Origin of the sequence: Pseudomonas sp. PB103 (genome assembly GCF_009764635.1) — a bacterium.
Lineage (GTDB): Bacteria > Pseudomonadota > Gammaproteobacteria > Pseudomonadales > Pseudomonadaceae > Aquipseudomonas.
The window spans coordinates 1-22,509 of sequence record NZ_RWIL01000015.1 but is presented as its reverse complement, the minus strand read 5'-3'; the positions used below and the strand labels follow the sequence as shown (position 1 = coordinate 22,509).

Below are 22,509 nucleotides of genomic sequence, written 5' to 3'. Positions count from 1 at the left end.
AGGGCAAGGAGTGACAGCATGAGTCAGGAATGGGATGCCGGTCGGCTGGACAGCGACCTTGAAGGCGTAGCGTTCGATACCCTGGCCGTACGTGCCGGTCAGCACCGTACGCCGGAAGGTGAGCACGGTGATCCGATGTTCTTCACTTCCAGCTACGTGTTCCGCACTGCTGCCGACGCCGCTGCGCGGTTTGCCGGCGAAGTGCCGGGCAACGTTTACTCGCGCTACACCAACCCGACTGTACGCGCGTTCGAAGAGCGCATTGCTGCGCTGGAAAGCGCCGAGCAGGCCGTTGCGACCGCAACCGGCATGGCGGCGATCATGGCAGTGGTGATGAGCCTGTGCAGTGCCGGCGATCACGTGCTGGTCTCGCGCAGTGTGTTCGGTTCGACCATCAGCCTGTTCGAGAAGTATTTCAAACGTTTCGGTGTGGAAGTCGATTACGTCCCGCTGGCTGACCTGTCGGCCTGGGATGCGGCGATCAAGCCGAACACCAAATTGCTCTTTGTTGAATCGCCGTCTAACCCTCTGGCTGAACTGGTCGACATCGCCGCGCTGGCGGAAATCGCTCACGCCAAAGGCGCGATGCTGGTGGTCGACAACTGCTTCTGCACACCTGCCTTGCAGCAGCCGCTGAAAATGGGTGCGGACATCGTCGTGCACTCGGCAACCAAGTTCATCGACGGCCAGGGCCGTTGCATGGGCGGCGTGGTCGCCGGTCGCAGCGAGCAGATGAAAGAAATCGTTGGCTTCCTGCGCACTGCCGGCCCGACGTTGAGCCCGTTCAACGCGTGGATCTTCCTCAAGGGTCTGGAAACCCTCAATCTGCGGATGAAGGCGCACTGCGCCAACGCCCAGCAACTGGCCGAATGGCTGGAGCAGCAGGACGGTATCGAGAAAGTCCATTACGCCGGGCTCAAGAGCCATCCGCAACATGAGCTGGCCCAGCGTCAGCAGAAAGGCTTCGGTGCGGTGGTGAGCTTTGAGGTCAAGGGCGGTAAAGAGGGCGCCTGGCGCTTTATCGATGCCACTCGCCTGATTTCGATCACGGCGAACCTGGGCGACAGCAAAACCACGATCACCCATCCGAGCACCACCTCCCACGGCCGTCTGGCGCCGCAGGAACGTGAGGCAGCGGGTATTCGCGACAGCCTGATCCGTATCGCGGTCGGTCTGGAAGATGTGGCGGATCTGCAAGCCGATCTGGCGCGCGGTCTGGCAGCGCTGTGATCGAGTTGTCGACGCCAACAGCAGGTACCCATGGCCGCGTTGCACTGGTCACGGGTGCCGCGCGCGGTATCGGTCTGGGGATTGCGGCGTGGCTGATCAGCGAAGGCTGGCAGGTGGTGCTGACCGATCTGGATCGCGCACGTGGTTCGAAAGTGGCGAAGGTGCTGGGCGAAAACGCCTGGTTCATCGCCATGGACGTTGCCGATGAGGGCCAGGTGGCGCTGGGTGTTGCTGAGGTGTTGGGGCAGTTTGGTCGTCTCGATGCGCTGGTGTGCAACGCGGCGGTGGCCGATCCGCACAACATCACCCTGGAAAGCCTCGATCTGGCGTACTGGAATCGCGTGCTGGCGGTAAACCTCAGTGGGCCGATGTTGCTGGCCAAGCACTGTGCGCCGTATTTGCGCGCGCACAACGGTTCGATCGTCAATCTGGCCTCGACCCGTGCGCGGCAGTCGGAGGCCGACTCCGAAGCGTATGCGGCGAGCAAGGGCGGACTGCTGGCGCTGACGCATGCGCTGGCGATCAGCTTGGGGCCGGAGATTCGCGTCAACGCCGTCAGCCCGGGCTGGATCGATGCGCGCGATCCTTCTGCGCGTCGAGCCGAGCCTTTGGCCGATGCCGATCATGCTCAGCATCCGGCGGGCAGGGTAGGGACGGTTGAAGATGTGGCGGCGATGGTCGCCTGGTTGCTGTCGAGAAATGCCGGGTTTGTCACCGGGCAGGAATTCGTCGTCGATGGCGGCATGACCAAGAAGATGATTTACGAGCAGTGAAAGGCAGCTTCTAGCTTCGAGCGGCAAGTTGAAGCGTGACCGTGGTGTGCTGCTTTGGGTGTTCTTGCTTTTTCTCGTAGCTTGAAGCTTGCCGCTAAAAACTGTTTTTGAAAAAAACTTCAATCCTGCTATTGACTTAGGTTCGCTACCTGCGTAAATTTCGCGGCCTCGGAGATGCAAACGGGTGATTAGCTCAGCTGGGAGAGCGTCTGCCTTACAAGCAGAATGTCGGCGGTTCGATCCCGTCATCACCCACCACTCCCCGAGAAACTTGCGTAAGCAAGAACGTAGGCTGAAAGTGCCTGCACCGACGCGCAGCGGTAGTTCAGTCGGTTAGAATACCGGCCTGTCACGCCGGGGGTCGCGGGTTCGAGTCCCGTCCGCTGCGCCATATTGTACAAATCAGACTTGTCTGGTTTGCGATTGAAAAGCACCGAAGCTTTCAATCAAAACGAGTTACTTGAGCGCAAGCTCAAAGCGATACGCAGCGGTAGTTCAGTCGGTTAGAATACCGGCCTGTCACGCCGGGGGTCGCGGGTTCGAGTCCCGTCCGCTGCGCCATATCTGCTTCAAGGACCACTGAACGCCTTGAAGCACCGAAAGCAACCACTGGTTGATTCGGAATCGATAGCAAAGACCCTGGTCGAAAGACCGGGGTTTTTTGTGTCTGAAATTTGACCTCCGCTCCCATCACGCAACCCGGCTCCCTGTAGGAGCTGCGGCACGCTGCGATCTTTTGATCTTGATCGCAGAAGCAAGATCAAAAGATCGCAGCCTCGTTTTACTCGACAGCTCCTACATGGAATGCCTGTAACCATCCTGCGGTGCCACGTCGCATTGTCTTTTTTGATTCTTTAGTCAGAAATTTGTATCTGGTTGTTTGCTGCGAGCGCAGAAACCTTTAAAGTTAACCTTTCGGTCAGCTTTGCACTGTCAACACGCCCTCCGTTTAGCCAAGAAGGGCTTCTGCAAGACTCGAGATTCCCCAGTAGATAACCAGAAGGGCGGACGTATAACCGCCCAGAGGATGATCCATGTCCAACCGTGATATATCCCGGCGCTCGTTCCTCCAGGGCGGGCTGGTGGCGGGTGTGAGCGTCACGCTCACGCCGCTCAGCAGTCAGGCGCTGGCTGCCTTGATGGAAAACAGCGTTACCGTGCCGTCCGAGAAATGGCTCGGCAACAACGGCAAGGCGCGTCAGCGTAACGACGCACTGTCCAAGGTCTGCGGCAGCAAGGTCTTTGCTCGCGACATCCGCTCCAAGGACATGCCGGGCTGGCCGGAACAGCAGGGCCACGCCATGCTGCTGAAAACCATCAAGGCTGACCGCATCTACGACGGCTATGACCTGTCGTGGCTGGGGGCCGATTTGCAGCCTGACCGCATCGTCACCGCCGCGGATCTGGACAAGGACGGCATCGTCTTCCCTGAAGAGCACGCGCCGGATCCGTTGCTGCCGGAAGGCAAAGTGCCGATGTTCATCGGTCACCCGGTGGCCATTCTGATCTGGAACGATTTCGAGCGTTTCCGTCAGGCGAAGAACAAGCTCAAATTCAATGACAAAGCGATTCGTTACGGTGCACAAGTGCCGTTCTACGAAGGCGATCCCTACGGCAGCTTCCGCTATGTGCGAGTTGGCGGCCCGACCTCGGCCGACGAAGACGAATTCGCCAGCCTGAAGGACTCGATCCTCTTTCCGATGCTGAAAAACCGTCGCCCGGTGTGGAATTCCCAGCCCAACCTGCACGGCAACCTGACCGAGCGCGGCCTGTTCTACGCCGACCGCATGAAGAAAGAGATCGACACCGCGCCTGACAACTGGCTGGTGTTCGACGAACGCTACAAGACCCCGTCGATCGAACCGGCCGCCATGGAGCCGGACAACGGCAACGGCTGGTACGACCAGAAAACCAAGACCCTGCATTTCGTGGTGGCCACCCAGTGCCCACTGGAAGCTGCGACCGAGACCGCGAAAATGATCGCGCCGTCGCGCTTCGGCCTCGACAACCTCAACATGCACCCAGGTTACACCGTGGGTTACGGTTCCAAAGACCACAACATCTTCGTCTACTACGCAGCCCTTGCTGCGCTGTACGGCGCCGGTGTGCCGGTGCGCTTGGCCAACGACCGCTACGAGCAGTTCCAGAGCGGCATCAAGCGTCACCCGTTCGACATCCGCTACCAATTGGCCGTGGACAAGAACGACTACAGCTTCAAGATTTTCCGCGCGGAAATGAGCGTCGACGGCGGTGGCCGGATCAACTACAGCCCGTCGGTGGCTGCGGTTGGCGCCACCGCTGCGCAATCGATCTACTACATGCCGCAGAACGACCTGCAAGTCACCGCGTATCACTCGCGTGGCGTTGAAGCCGGTTCGATGCGCGGTTACGGCACCCTGCAAAGCATGGCGTCGACCGAAATGATGGTCGACGAAATCGCCAATCGCCTCGGTGTCGATGCGATCGACCTGCGTCGCAAGAACGCCCTGCGTTCCGGCATGAAAAACACCCAGGGCGCGATCCCGGCCGGTGCTTTGCGCCTGCACGAGATTCTCGATAAAGCCTCGGTGCACGAAGTCTGGAAAAACCGCGACGCGATCAAGCAACAGCGCGAAGCCGCAGACCCGGATAACTGGTACGGCGTCGGTTTTGCCATTTGCCAGAAAGACTTCGGCACCGGTTCCGAAGCGCCGATGGCCAGCATCGAATTCACCGCCGACGGTCGCATCAGCCTGCGCCACATCGGTATCGAAATCGGCACCGGCATGTCCACCTCGCAAGCCTTGGTGGTGGCCGATTTCCTCGGCAGCCCGGCGCACGAAGTGAAGACTGGCGAAACCGAATGGAAGGAAATGCAGCTGATCACCAGCGGCAACCCTTACATCATGACTCAGGCCGAGCAGGACAACTTCCTGCGCAACCCGCGTTGGGTTGGCAAATTGGCCTCGGCCTCGTCGGCGACCAACTCGGCGTACTACTTCAGCCACGCCACCCGTGAAGCGGCGCGCGTGCTGTTCAACCACGGTTTATGGCCAGCGGCGCTGGAGATCTGGCGTCAGGGTCCGTTCGGCGGTCAGGCCAACCCTTACGTGGTACGTCGCGAAGATGCGCATTGGGTCGACGGCAAACTGACGGCCAACGGCATGCAGCCATTGAGCTTCGAAGAGCTGGCCAAACGCGCTCACGAGCGTGGTCTGGTCACCGCGGCCACCGTCCACGGTTTCAACCGCTGGAGTTGGGCCGAGGCTGAGTACAGCATCGACGGCGTGCGCGAGCGTCTGCCGCTTGACGGTCTGGCGGTGAAGTACGGCGACGGTGCGCCGAAAGCCAAGCAAGCGCTGATGAGCACGGCCGGTTTCCACCTGTTGGATCGCCAGAACATCAGTTACCCGGCGACTCAGTTGAACAACGCCGCCGTGACCTACTACAGCCCGGTCGCCACGCTGGTCGAGCTGAAGGTCAACAAGGGCTCGGCCGAAGTCGAAGTGCTCAACCACCATTCGTGGGTCGAGTGCGGCCGTGTGCTGGTCGAGGAGCTGGTCAAGGGCCAGATGGAAGGCGGTATCGCCATGGGCATCGGTCACGCCTTGATGGAAGAGATGCCGCTGTACGAAGGCGGGCCAGGGGAGGGTGACTGGAACTTCAACCGTTACCGTTTGCCGATGGCGCGTCATGTTGCCGTGTGGAAACAGACGTCGGAGATTCTCCCGGCACTGTCGCCAAGCGATCCGTCCAAAGGCATCGCCGAAGTGGTGATGATCCCGATCGTCGGTGCCATCGGTAACGCCGTGGCGCACGCCATCGGCAAACGTGTTCGCGATCTGCCTATCACTCCAGCGCGCATCAAGGAGGCCCTCAATGGCTAACCGTCCGCTTCAACTGACCCTCAATGGTCAATCCGTCGGCCCGGTGGACATCCCTGATGACCTGCCGATGATCGACTACCTGCACGAATACAAAAACCTCACCGGTTCGCGTCTGGGCTGCGGCCAGGGCATCTGCCACGCCTGCGTGGTGATCGTCGACAACCCGGACGGCACCAGCGAAGAAGTGCGCACCTGCATCACTGGCGCGCATTACTTCGAAGGCAAGAAAGTCCGTACCATCGAATCCCACGCCAAGCGTGACGAGAGTGGCCAGGTCACCGAACTGAATCCGATCCAACAACGCTTCGTCGACGAGTTCGCTTTCCAGTGCAGCTACTGCGCCCCGGGTTTCGTCAATGCTGCGACCGTGCTGGTCGAGAAGCTGCAGCGTCAGCCGATCGTCAAAAGCCAGTTGGAAAAAGTCATCGAGGACAGCCTCGGCCATCACGTCTGCCGTTGCACCGGGTACGTGCGTTACTACAACGCCACCCGCAACGTGCTCACCGATCTCGGCCTGGTCAAGGAGGGTTAAGCATGAAGCTTTTTCTGACCCGCCTGACCCTGGCGGTCGGCCTCGCTGCGCCGGTGTTGTTTGCCCACGCTGATGATCAGGTCAAGCGCGGCGAGTACCTCGCCCGCGCCGCTGACTGCATGGCGTGCCATACCGCTCCGGGCGGCGCGCCGTTTGCCGGCGGTCTGCCGATCGTCTCGCCGTTCGGCACGATCTACGGCACTAACATCACGCCGAGCAAAGAGCACGGCATCGGTTTGTACAACGATGACGAGTTCTTCGCTGCGCTGACAGAAGGCAAACGTCGTGACGGTGCGAACCTCTATCCGGCGATGCCGTACACCTCGTATCACCTGATGCCGCGTGCAGATTCGGACGCGATCCATGCGTACCTGAAAACCATCGAGCCGATCGAGCGTGCAGCCCCGGTCACCAGCCTGAGCTTTCCGTTCAACGTGCGCCCAGGCCTGATCGGCTGGAACATGATGTACGGCAAAGCGTTGAAGCTGGAGCCGGCCGAAGGCAAAAGTGACGCCTGGAAACGCGGCCAGTACATGGTCGAAGTCCTCGGCCACTGCGGCGAATGCCATACGCCACGCGGCCTGCCGGGCGCGATGCAGTTGGACAAGCGCCTGACCGGCGGCATCCTCAATGGTTACCTGGCGCCGAGCTTGTTGGCCACCGATCTGGCCGCTCGCGGCTGGAACGAGCAGGATCTGGGCACGTTCCTCAAGCACGGCATGAGTGCGCAGGGGACGATGTTCAACGAGATGTTCCCGGTATTCCACAACAGCACGCAAGGCCTCAGCGATCCGGATCTGGCGGCGATGGCGACGTTCCTGCTCGGCGACAAACCGCCGGCAGCGAAAACGCTGGTTGAAGTGCCCGTGGACAAACTCAGCGCCAGTGCCCAGCGCGGCCAGCAGGAATACCTGAACGTCTGCGCCGGATGCCATGCGGTCGGTGGCGAAGGCAAACCGCACATCGCGGTGGCCATGCGCGGCAACACCACGTTGCGCCTGGAAGACCCACGCAACCTGTTGCGCGTGATCGAAGACGGTATCGGCGAGCAGAAGTTCTCCGGGTTCGAACACATGCAGCCGATGCCGGGTTTTGCCGACAAGCTCAGTCCAGAACAGCTGACCGATCTGCTCAACTACCTGCGTCAAGGTTGGGGCGGGCAGTCCGCCGAGCTGGCAGTGAGTGAGGTGCAAAAGCTGCAAGCCGACGCACCGTCCATCGAGCACAAGGCCCACTGACATGCAGCATCTCGATCTACAAGTGGTGCGCCGGGCGCTGGTGTGGTCGGTGGCGGGGCAGCGCATTTGGCTCTGCACCGTGCTGACCACCTACGGCTCGGCGCCACGCGCGCCGGGTTCGCTGCTGGTGGTGAACGATGGCGGGCAGTGGGTCGGGTCGCTGTCGGGTGGTTGCGTCGAGGAAGACTTCCTTGAGCGTGTCGCCGAAGGTGCGTTTCTCGATGCGGTCAGCGTCGTGCGCTACGGCGAGGGCGACGATCCGCGCTCGCGGGTCAGCCTGCCCTGTGGCGGCATTCTCGATGTGCTGGTTGAGAAATTTGACGCTGGCTGCGAGGTGCAGGCGCATCTGCGTGAACTGGAGTCGGCGCTGCTGGGGCAGCGTCGTTTGATTCGCGAGGTCGATCTGGCCGGTGGTGCGCGTAGCCTGTTCGCTGATCGCGAGCAGGGTGCGCGGATCGAGCGCGAGATCGATCGTGTGCGGATTCGTGTTGGCGCGGCGCAGCGCTTGTTGCTCGCCGGTTATTCCAGCGTGGCGCAGGCGTGTGCCGAGTTCGCCGTTGGCCTCGGATTTGAAGTGATTCTTTGTGATCCGCGCGATGAAGTGCTCGAAGGCGTGGTGCTGGATGGCGTGGAGATTCGCCGGCAATTGCCTTCGGTGTTCATTGCCGATGGTGGCTGCCACCGTGATACGGCAGTTGTCGCGTTGACCCATGATCCGCGCATCGACGATCTGGCGATGATGGAAGCGGTGCGCACCGAAGCGTTCTACATTGGCGTGATGGGCTCGCAGCAGACGTCGCAAAAGCGCTTTGAGCGGTTGCGTCGAATCGGTGGGCTGGGGGAGGCGGAGTTGGCGCGGATTCATGCGCCGATTGGTCTTAACCTCGGCAGCAAGACGCCGGCGGAGATTGCCTTGGCGGTGCTCGCCGACATTCTGCGGATCCGCAGCGGCATCGCCCGCGACCAGCTCTGATTAAGTCATAGACGCATTTGTGGCGAGGGGATTTATCCCCGATGGACTGCGTAGCAGTCCCATTTTTTGGGGCCGCTGCGCGACCCATCGGGGATAAATCCCCTCACCACAGGGTTTCCATAGCTCGAATTTAAAAGCCGTACTTATCCCGCAACCCGTAATACCAAGCCCCCAACGCCGCAAATGGCGTGCGCAACATCTGCCCACCCGGGAACGGGTAATGCGGCAAATCCGCAAACGCATCAAAACGCTCAGCCTGCCCACGCAACGCCTCCGCCAGCACCTTGCCCGCCAAATGCGTATACGTCACGCCATGGCCGCTGCAGCCCTGCGAATAATAAATGTTGTCGCCCAAACGCCCCACTTGCGGCAAGCGCGACAGAGTCAGCAGGAAATTGCCCGTCCAGGCGTAATCAATCTTCACATCCTTGAGCTGCGGAAACGCCTTGAGCATTTTCGGGCGGATGATCGCCTCGATATTCGCCGGATCGCGCGCGCCATACACCACGCCGCCGCCGAAGATCAGGCGTTTGTCGCCGGTCAAACGGTAGTAATCGAGCAGGTAATTACAGTCTTCAACGCAATAGTCCTGGGGCAGCAGCGTTTTCGCGAGATCGTCACCCAGCGGCTCGGTGGTGATTACCTGCGTGCCGCAGGGCATCGATTTGGCCGCCAGTTCCGGTACCAGATTACCGAGGTAGGCGTTGCCGGCGACGATGATGAATTTGGCGCGCACCCGGCCTTGTGGCGTGTGCACCACCGGGTTGGCCCCGCGCTCGATGCGCACGGCAGGCGATTGTTCATAGATAGTGCCGCCAAGCGACTCAACCGCAGCTGCTTCACCGAGCGCCAGGTTCAGCGGATGAATATGGCCACCGCTCATGTCGAGCATGCCGCCGACATATTGATCACACGCGACCACTTCGCGAATACGGCGCTGATCGAGCAGTTCCAGTTGTGTATGGCCGAAGCGCTCCCAGAGGCGCTTCTGCGATTCCAGATGCCCCATTTGCTTGGCAGTGAGGGCCGCAAACACGCCGCCATCCTTCAAGTCGCACTGTATGTTGTATTTCGCCACGCGCTCGCGAATGATCCGGCCGCCTTCAAACGCCATCTGCCCGAGCAATTGCGCCTGCTTGGGGCCGACGCTGCGTTCGATCACGTCGATGTCACGGCTATAGCTATTAACGATCTGCCCGCCATTACGCCCGGAGGCGCCGAAGCCGACCTTGGCCGCTTCCAGCACGGTCACGCGAAAACCGTTCTCCAGCAGGAACAGCGCAGAAGACAGTCCGGTATACCCGGCGCCGATCACGCAGACGTCCGTCTCCACATCACCCTGCAAGGCAGGACGTGGCGGTACGGCATTGGCCGACGCCGCATAATAAGACTCGGGGTAAGGAGTGTTCGCCATCCTGCAGCCTCTGTGTTTAATATATTTTACGAGTGCAGCGATCCTACCCGAGTTGAAAAACCTCCGCCAGCCACCGGAAATCCAATGCCGCCGGGCCGAAATTAAATATTTTGCATATTCATAGGGTTAGGTGAAAAAAAGGTGTTGACACCCCTCCGGAATTCCGTAGAATGCCGCCTCACAGCAGGCACGTAGCTCAGTTGGTTAGAGCACCACCTTGACATGGTGGGGGTCGTTGGTTCGAGTCCAATCGCGCCTACCAAACAAAATCCGCTCTGCTGGGCGGTCTAGAAGGGCTCACCGAAAGGTGGGCCCTTTTTTGTTGTCTGGCGTTTGGGCAAACTTTGGGAATATTTTGGGCAAACGACCACCGATCACACCTTCAGGTCGGCGCTCACCCGCATGAACACCACAGCGTCATCGCCATGCCCAGCCTGGTAATGCTCAGTCATCTTGACGTCCGCATGACCCATCAGCCCTTGGATGTATTCCTGCGGGAAACCCTGCTGTTCGTACAGCCACGCACCCAGTGCCCGGATTTCGTGAAAGGTGGGGCGCTCGCCGGCCGGCATGTCCTTGTATGCCTCGGAGTCATCCCGGGCTTGGGCGAATGACTTCGTCAGGTAATCGGGTGTCACGGCATTCCAGTGCAGCTTGGCATCCAGTTGCGACCGCTTGCGGGCTTTAGGTGAGTAGTGGATCAGGTACGGGCACACAACCGGCGATCGCATGCACTCGGCAACGACCTCGCGTAACGCCGGGCCCATGGCGATCTCCAAGTGCACCGGCTTCCCGTAGTTCTGTGTCTTCCCGGGCGACACCTTGATGGTGTTCTGATCAAGGTCAACGGCCGACTTCGGCCACATCACGATATCCTCCCGCCGCTGAAGACTCAGCAGGCCCAGCCGGATCGCACGCTTCAGCCAGATCGGCGTCCCCACGTAATTCAAAATCGCATTCAATCCCTCGACGGTGTGGCGCTGGCGCTTCTTCTCGGCCTCCTTCTTGACCAGTGTCAACTCGGCCGCGTTGCGTTCGCACAGGCCCTTGGCCACGGCGAAGGCGAAGATCTGCACGAGCAACCCGCGATGCTTGGTGTAGGCATTGTTCTCGAAGCCGTCTAGGTACTCAGCCACGGTCAGCACGTCCAGTTGCCCCATCATCAAATCGCCCAGGTCTTCCCGGTACCGGGCCAACTTGAATTTGATTTCCTTCAGCGTCCGCTCGGCATAATTCCGCGTGCCCAGCCATTCATCCTCGAAGCGCTCCAGGCAACGGCTGAACTTCGGCGCCGCCTCGCCGGTGAGCATTGCCAGCAGCGCGCCGTCGTCAGCCAGCAGGGGCAGCAACTTCGCGTTTGCGGCGTTGGCCAGCTTGATGGCCTCCGCCATCGGCTTGTTGATGCTGGTCTTCTTGCCGGTGATCGGGTTCTTGTACTGCCAATATTTCCCGTTCGGGTAAAGGTTGGCCGGCAGATCCCGGTTCTTGATTGTCCTGGCGCGCGGCGGAGCCATCAGCCCACCTCCATCATCTTGGCGAGCAGGGGATCATTCGACCCCAGCACAACTGCCTGCAGATCCACGAAATACATCCCGCCTTTTACCTCTCCCACAACTTCGCCTTCCTCAATCCATTTTTTCAACTGCTGCAGACTCGGCTTTCCGCCGGCGTAGCGCAGCTTCCTGTATTCGCCTGCCTCCATGAGGCGCGGCAGCCTGGCCGTAATTTGGGCAATGACCTTTGCCATGATGATGCTCCATGCCGCGCGTGGCGGCAGAAGGTGGTGATGGGTTATGCGCCGGCCTTGGCGAGAATTGCGTCGATCCGCTGGACAGTGACGTGCCGCGAAATCTTTTCATCGGTGTCGAACCAGTCGGTCGCGCCCGTCTTGAGCGCCATGGCGATTACTTGCCGAGACTCGCGGAGCGTCGCGACCAGCTCTTCATGCAGCTCGCGCTCTTCCCGGCCGATCTCCCAAAATCGAGTTCCCCAATGGTCAGACGGCGGCGGGTTTCGGTTTTGCGCGCCGAGTGCCAGTGCGCCGACCACAGCGTCCAGCAGGTCGCGCTTATAAACGTTGTCGCCGTCGATGCTCAGGCCGCGTCGACGCAGGGTTGAAACGACCTCGTTCAGGTCGAGCCCTCTGTCCTGCAGCACGATGTCGAGCTCTGGTTTTTCCGGGGTGTAGATGGCCAAGCAAAGTTTGGCGCCGGCCGGCAAGCTGGCGCTGATCTTCTCCAGCGCATCGCTCGCTGTTTCATGAAAGCGGTTCAGTGCGGACATACAAATTCCTCGCCCGCCTTACACCGGCAGGCTGTTGAGTGGTTGGGGTTATTGCAGGATCATTTCGGCGGGGACGCTCACCGCGGCGCCGCGCTTGGCAAACACCACGGCGCGGAACACAGCGATGGTCCGGGTTTCGCCGGTCTGGCGGTTGAACGGGTCGTTAGTCATGTCGGCCAGCCAAGGGTGCCGGTGGCCAACATCGACCAAAACGCCGTACTTCGTGATCAGTTGCTCGGCGTCGGGCAGGGCGAAGAGATCCAGCTGACCGGCGGCTGGCTGCTGATCACCCTCGATCGCGTTGATTGCCCAGTCCAGCGCCGGTCCGGTCAGTTCCTCGGTGCGGACGCTGACCATCCGATTCATAGGAGAAGTTCAGCAGGAACGCTAACCACCATTCCGAGCCTGTCCGCAACGATAGCCCGACAGATCGCAACCAGTGGCTCGTCAGCGGTGAGCCATTCGGTCGGCGCGTTCGGTCGATGCGGATGAGCTACCCAACCGTCAAGCGCCGGGCCGAATCCGATTTTGATTTTCGCGATCAGAGGGCCGCATTGGCTCCAGTCAGTGGAAGGCTGTAGCCGAAGGCCGGACGGGGACCGCACTTCGAAAGAGGTCTTGCTCACGTCTTCGATGGTCACAAGTTTGGCCGCTGTCCATCCAACAGCCAGGGCTACGGCCCAATCCAGCGCGGTGCCCGACAGATCCTGCGTTTTCACTTCGGTCATAGTCATCGCCACGGCCCCTTGTAGATGAGGTAGGCCATGTAGAGCGGGGCGAAGATCATGGCGTCACCTTCAGGCCGGCGGATTCGATGGCGAATCGAACGCCGTTAGGCGTCAGCATTGCGCCCACATTGGTTTGCCATGGCTTAGGCAACTCAATCACCAGCGATACGCGGGATTCCTGCCACGCCCACCACGCAGACTGAACCAGCGAATTCAGATAATCATCGCAATGGTCTTTAGCAAATACCGCTGCATCGAAACGCGGGACCGAGCGCTTCAGGCATGCGGCTTTGTATGCCGTTTCGAATTGTTCACGCATTTGTTCGCTCATCCGATCACCGCCTTTATGGTCAGTACCAATGGAAGCCAGAAGAAGAGGGTGCAGCCGAGTAGGCACTTGGTCACCATGGCGCAGCCTTTCTTACATCCTCGACGGTAACGATGTGCGGGGTGATGTTCTTGATGGTGAAGAATTCCGGCTGGCAGTGCTTCCGCGCCCAGACCATGAGCGGCCGCATCGCCCGCTCCAAGTCCGCCTTCGCCGCGGCGTCGAGCGTTGGGTAATTGTCGACCCACTCGCCGGCGTCGCTTTCGTAGGCGCGCTCGCTCATGTGTTCGAGCAAATCGTCTTGGTCTGGCAGAAATGACGCCGGATCGTCCTTGCATTCGGTACCGCGATAGACCGTGCCGCCTTCGTACAGCCCCGGCCTAAAGCTGGCCGGGTGCCCATCTCCGTCGCTGTCGTGGCCGTAGTTGTCTTTGAGGAGTTCGTCGAGGCTGTCGTAATCCCATGAACCGTTCTCACCGGTGAGCGACCACTTTTCGCCGGTTTCGGGAGCTTCATAGTCGGGAATCGCATTTGCCGCAGCAATTGGAAGTGCCGCCCTAAACTGGGTCAAGTATTCGGCCGGCTTCGAACCCCAGCGATTGACCAGGCATTCATCATCAACTGGTGCGCCGTCGTCTTCTGCTTCGCCTGACGGTTCGCCCGGCACCATGAAAAATTCGCGTTCGACTGCGTTCAGTAGATCGGCGAAGCGCTTGGTGTTTTCGATGTTGACCAGCAGCGTCGACAGTTCGTGGTTGGAGCTGAGGCCGAACACGTTGTAGATGCTGGCCAGCTCTGGCTTATGTTTGGGCATGACTTCGTCCTTGCCGCTATAGCGGCTGACTTTGAAGGGGGAGGGAGTTACGGGTATTTTTTGCTGATGCGCTTGGCGATCGCTTCGAGCTTTTCGGCCATGGCCCACATGTCGTTGTTGTCTCGGCGGGAAACGACCGGGGATCGATGAACGTTGCGGCCCATCAGGATCTTCGCTGCCAGCAGGATCAGCCAGGCTTCGAACTTTCGGCGGATGAAGCGCTTCATGGCTGCGGATTCGTAGATGTTGGCGGTGCACTGCAAAGGCCGAGAATCCAATCTACCCACTCCTTGCGCTGCGGGTACTGCGGTTCATCGTCTCCAGGCAAAAGCACCTCGTGATGCTTGGCGTGGTTGATCGAGCGCACTGCGCTTACCAGCTCATCAATCCGCTGGTTGCGGCGAGCGATTGCGGCCTGGAGGTCGTCGATGGTCTGGTCTGCCGTTGTCAGACTCAGTTGCAGGCCATCACGCTCGGCTTTGACCCGGTCGAACTCGGAGCCCAGCACATACCGCACTGACTCATGCCCGCATTCGCACGCGTCCCAGACATCGTCCTGGCACCATTCACGGCCGCTGGATTGACCCTGCTCCTGGCAGGCGGGGCCGAGGTAGATAACTTTGAGTTCGCTCACTTCGAATGCCCCTTTCAATTGTCGGTACCGGTGTAGGTGCGCCAAGGCACCTTCACGCCGTTTACGAGGAATCCCCAAGTCCCTTTGTAGGGGCTGGTGATGAACAGGGTGAATGCCCCGCCTTCGGCAACGCTGTCGATCCGGTGGTATTCGCCGTAGCTGAGCTGAGCGGTTTCGCCTGGGCGTCGGTCGATGTATTCAGTGGCCTGATATCCCTCAGGCAGAGTTCGTCCGAGCAGCACCGGGTCGTTCTGTTTGAGCAGCCGCTGCTCCGTGTAGCCGCCGCGCAGGATGATCGTGCGTGCGCTCCATGGGTGATCATGAAGGTCGCGGTCGTTGTCCTCGCGCTTGATGTGGTGGATGCGTATCGACCACGGAATCAAGCTGATCCGGCGCTCACCGGTCACCGGGTCGTATGGGTTGAAAAGCCACCAGCGGCCCATGTACATCTCGGTGCCGTCGGCGGACATGATGTGCTGGTACGGGGTGAGCTTGGCGCGGGCGATAAGCCATTCTGCGATGGCCGGGCGCGCGAGTACCTTGGCGATGATTCGCCAGAAGATGTTCAGCATGGATGGCGTCCTATGCCGGGGCATGCCCGGGCGGTGGAGGGTGGATTACGACTTCTTGAAGGTCTTTGTCAGCGCCGCGTTTACGCTGTTGCCGCGCATCAACACGACATTGGCCAGCGCCGCCCGGTCTTTATGACTGTGACTGGCTTGGCCAAGTAGGCCGAAGTAGCTGTTGGCGGTTTCGCGTAGATCCTCGACGGGTGCTGCGGCGACTCGCTTCAGTGCCTGGGCCATCGACCGCTTTCGTGTTGTCCGGCGCCACGGCTTGATGACGTGCCCGACGAAGTCGACGCCGCGATCGACCGGTTGAAGAATGGTCTTCTTAGGGTTCAGTTTGGCGCCGAGCCTCGGCAGGAACGCTTCGACCTGCTCGCGCCACTGATTCAACTGCTGCGGCGATTCATGAAGAAACACGAAGTCGTCGACGTATCGGATGTAGTGCTTGGCGCCGAGTTGGTGCTTTGCGAACTGGTCTAGCGCATCGAGGTACACGTTCGCGAAGAACTGAGACGACAGGTTGCCGATCGGCAAGCCGAGGTGCGCTGGCTGTGCAGTCAGACGCTTGTGCTGCGGAACTCGGTTGAACAGGTGCGGCGGGCTGCGCAGTACGTAGTCTTCACGCGGATCGTGCATAAGGATCGTTTCGGCCAATGCCAACCACCAGGGTTCAGTGATCTTCTTCGCCAGTTGCTGGCGTAGCACCTGCTTGTCGATCGCCACGAAGAAGTTTGCCAGGTCGCACTTGAGGTAGAAGATCGGCTTCGACCAGTTTTGGCTAGCGCTGCGTATCTTCGATTCAAGGCGTTTCGCGGCGTACAACGTGCCGCGCCCTGGGATGCACGCACAACTGTCCGCTATGAAGCTGGCGTAGAAGCGCGGTGCCACATGGTTGTACATCAGGTGGTGGACGACGCGGTCCCGAAACGCTGCCGCCCAAACTTCTCGGGCTTTCGGTCGGGTGACCACAAAACAGATGGAACGGCCTGGCCGGTAAGTGCCAGCAATCAGGTCGTCGTGGAGCTCCAGCAAGTTAATCTCCATGTCCTTCTCGAAGTGCCGGGCGCTCGCGGTGTTCCGCTTGTTCCGGCGACAGTCGTAATACGCTTGGACGAGATCTTCGAACTGGAAGGGTGCAACACTTAAATCTGCGGACCGGGCGCGCAACGCGCTCGTTGTTCTTGTCGTTGTTGTTGAGCCAGCCATCTTCAAAGTCCATGTTGTAGGCGTTGTTGGCGGAGAACTGCGACCTATCGAGCTATCTACATCGCCTTGCCGAAGGCGGAACCGATCAGCAAGGAAACTGCACAAGACCTACGCGGACGCTTTAGACCGGCGGTATCTTTTGTGTGCATGGCGGTGACCCAGAGGTCAGCGGCTCGACCAGATTTTGCGCGCAGACGTGAGAGCCTTGGCCCTCACGTAGCGGGCGCGGTTGCGGACTTCTTCCAGGCGTTCGCCTGTCGGCCTACAGAGGCCGTTAACTTCATTGCTTTGGCGTGCTGACCCTTGCTGATCAGCGCTTTATTGGTGAGCGCGCGCAGCAGGTAATTCAGCATCCAGATACTTTCCAGTAGGAGGTTCAGATGGGGTAGCTTGTCTCTCGACATGTTTGCCCGACCAATCAGTACCAGAACCTGCAGGCACTCGTCTCGAATCTTTGCTCCGACGACCTGCTTCAGGTCGCGGGGGATGTTGCGCACCAGATCGAGTGACATGCCGAGCAGTTCTTCTGCAACCTTGTGGATCTCCAGATCCATATGAAGGGCCATCCTGGCCTCCTTGAAAAGCGAGGGCGCTATCGCGCCCATGAATGAAGGATTGAAGGATCAAATAAAGCGTCTGCGGACCGGGCGCGCAACGCGCTCGCTGAGCTTGACGTGGTAGTCGAGCCAGCCATCTACAAAGCCCATGCCGTAGGCGTGGTAGGCGGAGAACTGCGAGCTGGTCCAGTGGTATCGCTTGCTGAACACCTCCTTGTCGCCCAGCGTGATCTCCAGAAACGAAGCCTCACGACGGGACATCAGATGGAAGTCCTTGTGTCCTTCGCGCTCGAATGCGGCACAGAACTGGGCGGCGGGGTAAGAGTCATCGGCGGCGATCAGGTCGTCCGTGTTGGCTCGACCATCCCAAGCACTCTTCGCACCGTTGAGTTCGTTGCCGTAGCCACCCCATTCAAAAACGCCTTCAGCATCCGCACCGGTCGGCACGATCAGGTAATAGGGTTTGCCGTCGCCCGGGAACAAACCGCCATTCACACCACCTTCGCCGGGCCAGATTTCACCTACAGCAGGGATGTCGCTTGCGGCAGCGGTCGGCGTGACGCCAATCGCCATAGAAGCCAGCTTGAGCACCACCGATTCATCTGGGCTGCTGATCATCAGATCGCCACGGGTGTAGGTGGTCAGTTGATTCGTTTGCATTGGATGCTCCTGTGAACGAATTGGGCGCAGGCTGCCGGCGCTACCCGGCAAGCTTCTGGTCTGAGCGTCGTCCTGACACTCCCGGGAATCGCCTGCATAAAAGCAATGAAGGAATGAATTACTGAATAGGAAGGCTGCGGACCGGGCGCGCAACGCGCTCGCCGCCCTTGCCGCCGTAGCCGAGCCAGCCACCTTCAAAGGCCATGATGTAGGCGAAGTCGGCGGAGAACTGCGAACTCAGCCAGTGCCAACGATCTTCGCGCAGGGTGACCAAGCCTTCGTCCTTCGCTGCCATAAGCAGAGCGCCTTCGAGGTAGGACGGGATGTGCGCATCAAGCTCCAGAGCCTTCACCGCGATATCGCTACCGGCTTCGGCCATGGCGCGGGTATTGGCGGCGCCGTCACTGAGGCTTTTGGCGCCGGCAACGTCCTCGCCGTATTTGCCCCAGGTGCCGATCAGTTCGTTGTCGAGCAGCACCAGTGCGCGCTCTTCACCGTTCAGCCAATAGCGGGTGACGAAGGTGCCACCACCGAGAGGTTGACCACGTTCTGGCAGGTCGGCGGCGGCTACGGATTGCTGTGCATGTTCAGTCATGGTTTTCTCCGGGTATGCGCCGCCCTCCGTGACCGGATGCGCAGCGTGGGTAGGGGGTTATTCGTCGTGGTTGATGCGAAGGGCTTCGCGGTCGTGGGCAAGCTTCAATTTCCGCGACACGTTTTCAGGTATTTCGTATTCGTGTCGCGGCGGTGTCTCAAGCAGTGGAAGGGCGCCGCCCGGGCCAAGTCCGTGCAGATGGTGAATCATCAACGTGATTGCCTCGCCTGCTTCCTCGATGCCGCTCCAGGCCATCAGCTCAGCAAGTGCTTGGCGCGTACCGGGCAGGCAGTGCAGCCTGATTTCCTCTTCGCCGCGCTCCTTCCTCTTCGCCGCGGCTTTCGCTGAGCGATCTGCATTGCTCTTGGCCATGGCCTACCTCTTCAATTCCGCTGGCCGGCAAGTCCAGCCAGGTTTGTCGTTTGCGTTGTTGGGTGCGAAAACGTCTCACGCTGCTACCTTCACCTGATGCCAGGCGCCGGCGGCGTAGAACAGCTTCGCGGCTTCGGCTTCATCCATCGAAACTTCGTCCGGAATGGCGATCCAGCCTGATGCGACAAGATGGATCGGGTTCGCGCTGTTGCGCAGCTCCAGGTAGTAATGCTCGATGGCATCGGTCAGACGCTCGACCTTGTAGATGCCCTCCGGCGATATCTCCACCGACTTGATGTACTCGGCGCCGCGCTCGTCGCGACACATGGCGCCGATGTAGATCGTCCAGCGGTAGGAGAAATCGAAGATTGCGTTGGCGATCGCCAGACTTCGGATCTGCTTGCAACTCTTCCAGTTCGCCATGATCTGGCTGCCGCTGGGATCGATGTTAACCACCGCGACGTGGTTGGTACGCAGCAGCGCCCGGCAACTGCGTTCAGCCCGGGCAAAGCCGTTGTTGGGTTTGCGTTTCGACTTCATATCGAGTCCGCCATTTTGCGCAGAGCCTTGCGGTCGGCTGCCGATATCGGCTTCGGGCGACGCTTGAGGACCGTTTCAGGGTCTATTTTCTTCGAGCGGGGCGGTGGTAACGGATTGCGTGGCGGGCTTTTCAGTTGATCGATCCGCCCGCCTGCGGCCAGGTACTGCGCGATTCGTTCAGAGATCGATTCGGCATCCGGTCGGTGCTGCTCGACGAGGTTGAGGTGGTTGCTGATCATGCTGCCACCCTTACCAGCCTCACGCCGGCCATGCTGAACGTGGCGCCCTGGGCCACGACCATCGCATCGAGTTTCTCCCAGTCCACGGTCAGAACCGAGATCGGGGCATGACCGCCAGCGACGGCATGGATCAGCGCTTCCAGATCGAACACCTCAGCTTGCAGGTTCACCGGCACCGCGGTTGTGGTCGCCGGCTTCGGGGCAGACTGAGCCGGCGCGGCAGCTTTCACCGGTGCCGGGCTTGCGACTGTTGCACGCTCAACCGGTACGTTGGCTTTCGCCTCGTCCGCGATTCGCTTCAGCTCCTCCTGACGGATCTGTTCACGCTGCGCTTCGGCCTTCTGCTCCTCAGCCTTCTGGTGCTCAGAGATTCGCACCTTGATCAGCGCGACCAGGTCATCGTTGGCCTTCAGAACGAGCTGTTGGATGTCGTTGAACAAGAAGGCATGGTCGGGCGCGAGCTCGGCCAGGCTGGTCAAATTCAAGCGAATGGCATCTGCTGACTGGCTCGCAGCGATTTTTGCTCGAGCCAGCTCGGTATCGACAGCGTCCTGCAGGCTGGCAATGGTGCGTTTGTTCTTCATCGCGCCGGCGAAGTCTGAAGCAACCGCTGGCAGCATCACCCGGCCCAACGTCTTGTTGATCGCTGCGACGTGATCCGCGAGCGCCTGCTCAGCCTTCTGCTTGATGTTTGTCTTCACCAGCAGTTCTTGAGCTTTGACCAGCTTGTCGACTTTCAGGCGAGTTTCGCGAGCATGAGCGCTGATGCGATCCAACGAGGAGAACAGCTCGTCGATGCTTTGGGTCTGGGAGAGCGCCTGTTTCTTCGCTACCGCAACCGCTTCTTCGACATCGCCGCACCACTTGACCGCCTTCTTGGCGTCGGCAAAGTCTTGGTCGGTCTGCAGCGTGGTCTTCACCGAATCGATGACGGCCAGCGCCGATTCCTCGAACACCATGAGGTTGCTCGCGGTGACCATGCCGGTCAGCTCGATGCGTAGCGCTGGCAGCTCGTCCGGGGCCTTGCCGACGATAATCGACGGCGCCTCGGCCATTTCAAAGCTGGCCAGATCAGCCTCGAACTGTTTCCAGCCTTCGACCAGCTGCGCGGCTCGGCCGGCTACAGGCCGGTATTCCATGTGCACGAAGTTTTCGGCGGTGCCGTCGGAGCAAACGAAAATCACACGCTCAGCGCCGCTCACCAGCAGTTGCTGCTCGAGCTGCCAGTAGTAGTGCGGATCCAGTTCGCCGGCCTTCACCTGGGCGACCAACGATTCGTTCCAAAGCTTGTGTTCGAAAAGGGTCTCTCCCAGCATCGTCGCGCCGTCCATGGAGGCGAGCAGATTGCCTTCGGTGCCCACGACTGGATACAGCTCCTCGCCGATCATGGCTTCAACCAGTGGCCGGGCAAGCGCTTCAGTTGCATGGCCTTTGTCGAAGATGTACTGCTGCGCCTGAGTGACTTCCGGCGTAATGCCGGTTTTCTTCATGGTCAGCAGATCGGTGCGGGTCTGGTACTTCGAAGCGCCCATCATTGCTGGCGCCTCGGAGGCGGTGAAGTGCTGAGCGCGCAGTGCGTGCCATTCGGCGGAGCCTTGAGCTACGTTGTGAATTTTCATGCTGTTTCTCCGTCGATGGCTTTCAGGTTATGGATGGTTTCGATCTGGTCGTCGCGTAGCGTGTATTTGCTACTGACGTTGGCGATGATGTGCTCAGGGTTGGTCCTGCCTGCGTCGATGAGCGGCCGCCATTTTTCGATGTTCTCTTTCAGAAGATCATCGGAGTAGGGTGGGAGGGCTTCTGGCTCAGGCTCTTGCTGCCGCTGCGGACTTACATCGCGCGGCGCTTCATCGAAGATTTTTCCTTCCATCTCGTCAGCGGTCGGCGCCGATCCAACCTCTGGAAAGGCCTTGCGCAGCGCTTGGGCCTCGGCGCACTTGGCGAGCTGTGCGAAAGCGCGGCGCTTCCACATCGAGTTCGGCGCGACTGTGTCCTTACTGGCCGTTGCGTAGTTCTCCAGCCAGCGCTCGTTAGCGGTGAACTCGGCGACAAGGCCGTTCGACATCTGCCGCTTGACGGTCACCCGGCACCACTCTGGATACGTGACCTCTACGCCGCCCAGCTTTGCGGTAATCGGCGGACCATATTCGGGATCGCTGATTCCCGCGTACTGCCCCGTACGCGCAGCCTGGATGCGGTAAAGGCCGATACCGGGCATGATCGTGTCGACCATCCCGCGGCCTTTTTGGTAAATGGGAACGATGTGCACCGGCTTGAGCATCGGGTCGAGCTGAGCCGCCTTGCAGTAGGCCAGCACCATCACTACAGAATTGTGCGCCGCGCCTGGATACAGGCTTCCGCTCAGCACTTCGACGAGCGCTTCCTCGGAAATGGCTGGCAGATGGTCAGCCTGTTTCATTACTGCGGACATGGGAAATCCTTGCCGCGCCCAGCGCAGCGATTAATTGCTTGGTCTATTGAGTGATGCGATCGGCGAGGGCGCTGAGCAGCATCAGGAAAGTGAAAACGCCGATGGCGGAGAATGATCCGCGCCGGATCAGGATGCGGCGGGCCATCTGGCGGCTGATCATTGCAGAAACCGATGCTTGATCTGCGGCGGCTCGCAGGTCGTGGCGCTGTCCTTCCACGTACCGTAAGCCATCATGCTGATGACCAGTACAAAGGCGAGAGCCCAGTAGAAAGTCTTCATGGGCGAACCCTCACGGCAATGCGGCCGCCTTGCATGGTTGGCGACAGGCGCTGCGGCAGATTGGCGACCAGGTCCTCGCGCTTGCGGCCGATCACCTCGTTGAAGGGAAGGCCAAAGCCGGGCAGGGCGATCTTGTGTTCGATGTCATCGAGCTGCTCGTCGATGATCGATTTAACCGGTGCCGTACTCATGCGTCCTCCTTGCGCCGCTGACAGGTGTCACGCAGGCGTTTGCAGTAGTGGTTGAAC

General features: G+C 60.1%; 28 protein-coding genes and 4 tRNA genes. 10 read left to right on the top strand and 22 right to left on the bottom strand.

The window, feature by feature from the left end; all coding sequences use genetic code 11:
• Positions 1-18 precede the first annotated feature (18 nt).
• From EJA70_RS02945 to EJA70_RS02905, 9 genes are all read left to right on the top strand, one after another.
• Entirely contained in the window at positions 19-1,230 is a 1,212-nt protein-coding gene (locus EJA70_RS02945) for an O-succinylhomoserine sulfhydrylase (protein WP_158829488.1), read from the top strand.
• Positions 1,227-2,003 carry an SDR family oxidoreductase gene (locus tag EJA70_RS02940; RefSeq protein WP_158829486.1) on the top strand — a complete coding sequence of 259 codons (777 nt, stop codon included), beginning with the start codon at positions 1,227-1,229 and terminating at the stop codon, positions 2,001-2,003. The genes EJA70_RS02945 and EJA70_RS02940 overlap by 4 nt, the downstream gene beginning before the upstream one ends.
• Before the next feature lie 182 nt (positions 2,004-2,185).
• A tRNA-Val gene (locus tag EJA70_RS02935) sits at positions 2,186-2,261 on the top strand.
• Between the two features lie 56 nt (positions 2,262-2,317).
• Positions 2,318-2,394, top strand: a tRNA-Asp gene (locus EJA70_RS02930).
• Positions 2,395-2,487: 93 nt separating this feature from the next.
• Positions 2,488-2,564 (top strand) — tRNA-Asp (locus EJA70_RS02925).
• 473 nt (positions 2,565-3,037) lie between these two features.
• A complete protein-coding gene (locus EJA70_RS02920; protein WP_158829484.1) occupies positions 3,038-5,869 on the top strand; it encodes a xanthine dehydrogenase family protein molybdopterin-binding subunit in 2,832 nt (943 codons plus the stop codon).
• Positions 5,862-6,401, top strand: a complete 540-nt coding sequence (locus EJA70_RS02915; protein WP_086793210.1) for a (2Fe-2S)-binding protein — start codon at positions 5,862-5,864, stop codon at positions 6,399-6,401. The genes EJA70_RS02920 and EJA70_RS02915 overlap by 8 nt, the downstream gene beginning before the upstream one ends.
• 2 nt (positions 6,402-6,403) lie before the next feature.
• Complete coding sequence (locus tag EJA70_RS02910) at positions 6,404-7,639, top strand: cytochrome c (protein ID WP_158829482.1); 1,236 nt, start codon at positions 6,404-6,406, stop codon at positions 7,637-7,639.
• Between the two features lies 1 nt (position 7,640).
• Positions 7,641-8,612, top strand: a complete 972-nt coding sequence (locus EJA70_RS02905) for an XdhC family protein (protein ID WP_158829480.1) — start codon at positions 7,641-7,643, stop codon at positions 8,610-8,612.
• Between the two features lie 130 nt (positions 8,613-8,742).
• Here the strand turns inward: EJA70_RS02905 and EJA70_RS02900 are convergent, their stop codons facing one another.
• The gene (locus tag EJA70_RS02900) at positions 8,743-10,026 is read right to left on the bottom strand and encodes an FAD-binding oxidoreductase (protein WP_158829478.1); all 1,284 of its coding nucleotides are present in this window, start codon (positions 10,024-10,026) and stop codon (positions 8,743-8,745) included.
• A gap of 185 nt (positions 10,027-10,211) precedes the next feature.
• Here EJA70_RS02900 and EJA70_RS02895 point away from each other — a divergent pair.
• A tRNA-Val gene (locus EJA70_RS02895) sits at positions 10,212-10,288 on the top strand.
• A 112-nt stretch (positions 10,289-10,400) separates the two neighbouring features.
• Here the strand turns inward: EJA70_RS02895 and EJA70_RS02890 are convergent.
• The 21 genes from EJA70_RS02890 to EJA70_RS02795 all read right to left on the bottom strand — a co-directional run bounded on the left by EJA70_RS02890 (position 10,401) and on the right by EJA70_RS02795 (position 22,452).
• Positions 10,401-11,540: a tyrosine-type recombinase/integrase gene (locus tag EJA70_RS02890; protein WP_158829476.1), complete on the bottom strand. Its 1,140-nt coding sequence runs from the start codon at positions 11,538-11,540 to the stop codon at positions 10,401-10,403.
• Positions 11,540-11,773: a hypothetical protein gene (locus EJA70_RS02885; RefSeq protein WP_039593925.1), complete on the bottom strand. Its 234-nt coding sequence runs from the start codon at positions 11,771-11,773 to the stop codon at positions 11,540-11,542. Before EJA70_RS02885 ends, EJA70_RS02890 begins: the two co-directional genes overlap by 1 nt.
• Before the next feature lie 44 nt (positions 11,774-11,817).
• Positions 11,818-12,309, bottom strand: a complete 492-nt coding sequence (locus tag EJA70_RS02880; protein ID WP_256677614.1) for a hypothetical protein — start codon at positions 12,307-12,309, stop codon at positions 11,818-11,820.
• A gap of 48 nt (positions 12,310-12,357) precedes the next feature.
• Entirely contained in the window at positions 12,358-12,675 is a 318-nt protein-coding gene (locus EJA70_RS02875) for a hypothetical protein (RefSeq protein ID WP_158829474.1), read from the bottom strand.
• Complete coding sequence (locus EJA70_RS02870; RefSeq protein WP_158829472.1) at positions 12,672-13,043, bottom strand: phage protein NinX family protein; 372 nt, start codon at positions 13,041-13,043, stop codon at positions 12,672-12,674. Before EJA70_RS02870 ends, EJA70_RS02875 begins: the two co-directional genes overlap by 4 nt.
• Positions 13,044-13,092: 49 nt before the next feature.
• Positions 13,093-13,368, bottom strand: coding sequence for a hypothetical protein (locus EJA70_RS02865; RefSeq protein ID WP_158829470.1), 276 nt, complete (start codon positions 13,366-13,368; stop codon positions 13,093-13,095).
• Between the two features lie 70 nt (positions 13,369-13,438).
• Complete coding sequence (locus EJA70_RS02860; RefSeq protein ID WP_158829468.1) at positions 13,439-14,179, bottom strand: hypothetical protein; 741 nt, start codon at positions 14,177-14,179, stop codon at positions 13,439-13,441.
• Positions 14,180-14,226: 47 nt separating this feature from the next.
• The gene (locus EJA70_RS02855) at positions 14,227-14,406 is read right to left on the bottom strand and encodes a hypothetical protein (protein ID WP_158829466.1); all 180 of its coding nucleotides are present in this window, start codon (positions 14,404-14,406) and stop codon (positions 14,227-14,229) included.
• Entirely contained in the window at positions 14,403-14,813 is a 411-nt protein-coding gene (locus EJA70_RS02850) for a hypothetical protein (RefSeq protein WP_158829464.1), read from the bottom strand. Before EJA70_RS02850 ends, EJA70_RS02855 begins: the two co-directional genes overlap by 4 nt.
• 14 nt (positions 14,814-14,827) lie before the next feature.
• On the bottom strand, positions 14,828-15,385 hold the full coding sequence (locus EJA70_RS02845; protein ID WP_158829462.1) for a hypothetical protein: 558 nt from the start codon (positions 15,383-15,385) through the stop codon (positions 14,828-14,830).
• Positions 15,386-15,430: 45 nt separating this feature from the next.
• Positions 15,431-16,588 carry an RNA-directed DNA polymerase gene (locus EJA70_RS02840; RefSeq protein ID WP_178116828.1) on the bottom strand — a complete coding sequence of 386 codons (1,158 nt, stop codon included), beginning with the start codon at positions 16,586-16,588 and terminating at the stop codon, positions 15,431-15,433.
• A gap of 212 nt (positions 16,589-16,800) precedes the next feature.
• The gene (locus tag EJA70_RS02835) at positions 16,801-17,154 is read right to left on the bottom strand and encodes a four helix bundle protein (protein WP_158829460.1); all 354 of its coding nucleotides are present in this window, start codon (positions 17,152-17,154) and stop codon (positions 16,801-16,803) included.
• A gap of 57 nt (positions 17,155-17,211) precedes the next feature.
• Positions 17,212-17,805, bottom strand: a complete 594-nt coding sequence (locus EJA70_RS02830) for a DUF1566 domain-containing protein (RefSeq protein ID WP_158829458.1) — start codon at positions 17,803-17,805, stop codon at positions 17,212-17,214.
• Positions 17,806-17,923: 118 nt separating this feature from the next.
• Positions 17,924-18,400, bottom strand: coding sequence for a hypothetical protein (locus EJA70_RS02825; RefSeq protein ID WP_158829456.1), 477 nt, complete (start codon positions 18,398-18,400; stop codon positions 17,924-17,926).
• A gap of 57 nt (positions 18,401-18,457) precedes the next feature.
• Positions 18,458-18,772, bottom strand: coding sequence for a hypothetical protein (locus EJA70_RS02820; RefSeq protein WP_158829454.1), 315 nt, complete (start codon positions 18,770-18,772; stop codon positions 18,458-18,460).
• A gap of 75 nt (positions 18,773-18,847) precedes the next feature.
• Positions 18,848-19,312, bottom strand: a complete 465-nt coding sequence (locus EJA70_RS02815) for a hypothetical protein (RefSeq protein WP_158829452.1) — start codon at positions 19,310-19,312, stop codon at positions 18,848-18,850.
• Positions 19,309-19,551 carry a hypothetical protein gene (locus EJA70_RS02810; protein ID WP_158829450.1) on the bottom strand — a complete coding sequence of 81 codons (243 nt, stop codon included), beginning with the start codon at positions 19,549-19,551 and terminating at the stop codon, positions 19,309-19,311. The genes EJA70_RS02815 and EJA70_RS02810 overlap by 4 nt, the downstream gene beginning before the upstream one ends.
• Complete coding sequence (locus EJA70_RS02805) at positions 19,548-21,170, bottom strand: YqaJ viral recombinase family protein (protein WP_158829448.1); 1,623 nt, start codon at positions 21,168-21,170, stop codon at positions 19,548-19,550. Before EJA70_RS02805 ends, EJA70_RS02810 begins: the two co-directional genes overlap by 4 nt.
• Positions 21,167-21,970, bottom strand: a complete 804-nt coding sequence (gene bet / locus EJA70_RS02800; protein ID WP_158829496.1) for a phage recombination protein Bet — start codon at positions 21,968-21,970, stop codon at positions 21,167-21,169. The genes EJA70_RS02805 and bet overlap by 4 nt, the downstream gene beginning before the upstream one ends.
• A gap of 168 nt (positions 21,971-22,138) precedes the next feature.
• On the bottom strand, positions 22,139-22,261 hold the full coding sequence (locus EJA70_RS31005; RefSeq protein WP_256677613.1) for a hypothetical protein: 123 nt from the start codon (positions 22,259-22,261) through the stop codon (positions 22,139-22,141).
• Positions 22,258-22,452 (bottom strand): hypothetical protein, encoded by a 195-nt coding sequence (locus tag EJA70_RS02795; protein ID WP_158829446.1) that lies wholly within the window; start codon positions 22,450-22,452, stop codon positions 22,258-22,260. Before EJA70_RS02795 ends, EJA70_RS31005 begins: the two co-directional genes overlap by 4 nt.
• Positions 22,453-22,509: the final 57 nt, after the last annotated feature.

Excerpts from the sequence above, each read along its gene's own strand:
- EJA70_RS02810 (WP_158829450.1), bottom strand. The coding sequence starts at position 19,551 with ATGATCAGCAACCACCTCAACCTCGTCGAGCAGCACCGACCGGATGCC.
- EJA70_RS31005 (WP_256677613.1), bottom strand. The coding sequence starts at position 22,261 with ATGAAGACTTTCTACTGGGCTCTCGCCTTTGTACTGGTCATCAGCATG.
- EJA70_RS02900 (WP_158829478.1), bottom strand. The coding sequence starts at position 10,026 with ATGGCGAACACTCCTTACCCCGAGTCTTATTATGCGGCGTCGGCCAAT.
- EJA70_RS02920 (WP_158829484.1), top strand. The coding sequence starts at position 3,038 with ATGTCCAACCGTGATATATCCCGGCGCTCGTTCCTCCAGGGCGGGCTG.
- EJA70_RS02945 (WP_158829488.1), top strand. The coding sequence starts at position 19 with ATGAGTCAGGAATGGGATGCCGGTCGGCTGGACAGCGACCTTGAAGGC.
- EJA70_RS02910 (WP_158829482.1), top strand. The coding sequence starts at position 6,404 with ATGAAGCTTTTTCTGACCCGCCTGACCCTGGCGGTCGGCCTCGCTGCG.
- EJA70_RS02875 (WP_158829474.1), bottom strand. The coding sequence starts at position 12,675 with ATGAATCGGATGGTCAGCGTCCGCACCGAGGAACTGACCGGACCGGCG.
- EJA70_RS02820 (WP_158829454.1), bottom strand. The coding sequence starts at position 18,772 with ATGGCCAAGAGCAATGCAGATCGCTCAGCGAAAGCCGCGGCGAAGAGG.
- EJA70_RS02885 (WP_039593925.1), bottom strand. The coding sequence starts at position 11,773 with ATGGCAAAGGTCATTGCCCAAATTACGGCCAGGCTGCCGCGCCTCATG.
- EJA70_RS02805 (WP_158829448.1), bottom strand. The coding sequence starts at position 21,170 with ATGAAAATTCACAACGTAGCTCAAGGCTCCGCCGAATGGCACGCACTG.
- EJA70_RS02890 (WP_158829476.1), bottom strand. The coding sequence starts at position 11,540 with ATGGCTCCGCCGCGCGCCAGGACAATCAAGAACCGGGATCTGCCGGCC.
- EJA70_RS02870 (WP_158829472.1), bottom strand. The coding sequence starts at position 13,043 with ATGACTATGACCGAAGTGAAAACGCAGGATCTGTCGGGCACCGCGCTG.
- EJA70_RS02835 (WP_158829460.1), bottom strand. The coding sequence starts at position 17,154 with ATGGCCCTTCATATGGATCTGGAGATCCACAAGGTTGCAGAAGAACTG.
- EJA70_RS02840 (WP_178116828.1), bottom strand. The coding sequence starts at position 16,588 with ATGGCTGGCTCAACAACAACGACAAGAACAACGAGCGCGTTGCGCGCC.
- bet (WP_158829496.1), bottom strand. The coding sequence starts at position 21,970 with ATGAAACAGGCTGACCATCTGCCAGCCATTTCCGAGGAAGCGCTCGTC.
- EJA70_RS02795 (WP_158829446.1), bottom strand. The coding sequence starts at position 22,452 with ATGAGTACGGCACCGGTTAAATCGATCATCGACGAGCAGCTCGATGAC.
- EJA70_RS02860 (WP_158829468.1), bottom strand. The coding sequence starts at position 14,179 with ATGCCCAAACATAAGCCAGAGCTGGCCAGCATCTACAACGTGTTCGGC.
- EJA70_RS02880 (WP_256677614.1), bottom strand. The coding sequence starts at position 12,309 with ATGTCCGCACTGAACCGCTTTCATGAAACAGCGAGCGATGCGCTGGAG.
- EJA70_RS02855 (WP_158829466.1), bottom strand. The coding sequence starts at position 14,406 with ATGAAGCGCTTCATCCGCCGAAAGTTCGAAGCCTGGCTGATCCTGCTG.
- EJA70_RS02815 (WP_158829452.1), bottom strand. The coding sequence starts at position 19,312 with ATGAAGTCGAAACGCAAACCCAACAACGGCTTTGCCCGGGCTGAACGC.
- EJA70_RS02845 (WP_158829462.1), bottom strand. The coding sequence starts at position 15,385 with ATGCTGAACATCTTCTGGCGAATCATCGCCAAGGTACTCGCGCGCCCG.
- EJA70_RS02865 (WP_158829470.1), bottom strand. The coding sequence starts at position 13,368 with ATGAGCGAACAAATGCGTGAACAATTCGAAACGGCATACAAAGCCGCA.
- EJA70_RS02830 (WP_158829458.1), bottom strand. The coding sequence starts at position 17,805 with ATGCAAACGAATCAACTGACCACCTACACCCGTGGCGATCTGATGATC.
- EJA70_RS02905 (WP_158829480.1), top strand. The coding sequence starts at position 7,641 with ATGCAGCATCTCGATCTACAAGTGGTGCGCCGGGCGCTGGTGTGGTCG.
- EJA70_RS02915 (WP_086793210.1), top strand. The coding sequence starts at position 5,862 with ATGGCTAACCGTCCGCTTCAACTGACCCTCAATGGTCAATCCGTCGGC.
- EJA70_RS02825 (WP_158829456.1), bottom strand. The coding sequence starts at position 18,400 with ATGACTGAACATGCACAGCAATCCGTAGCCGCCGCCGACCTGCCAGAA.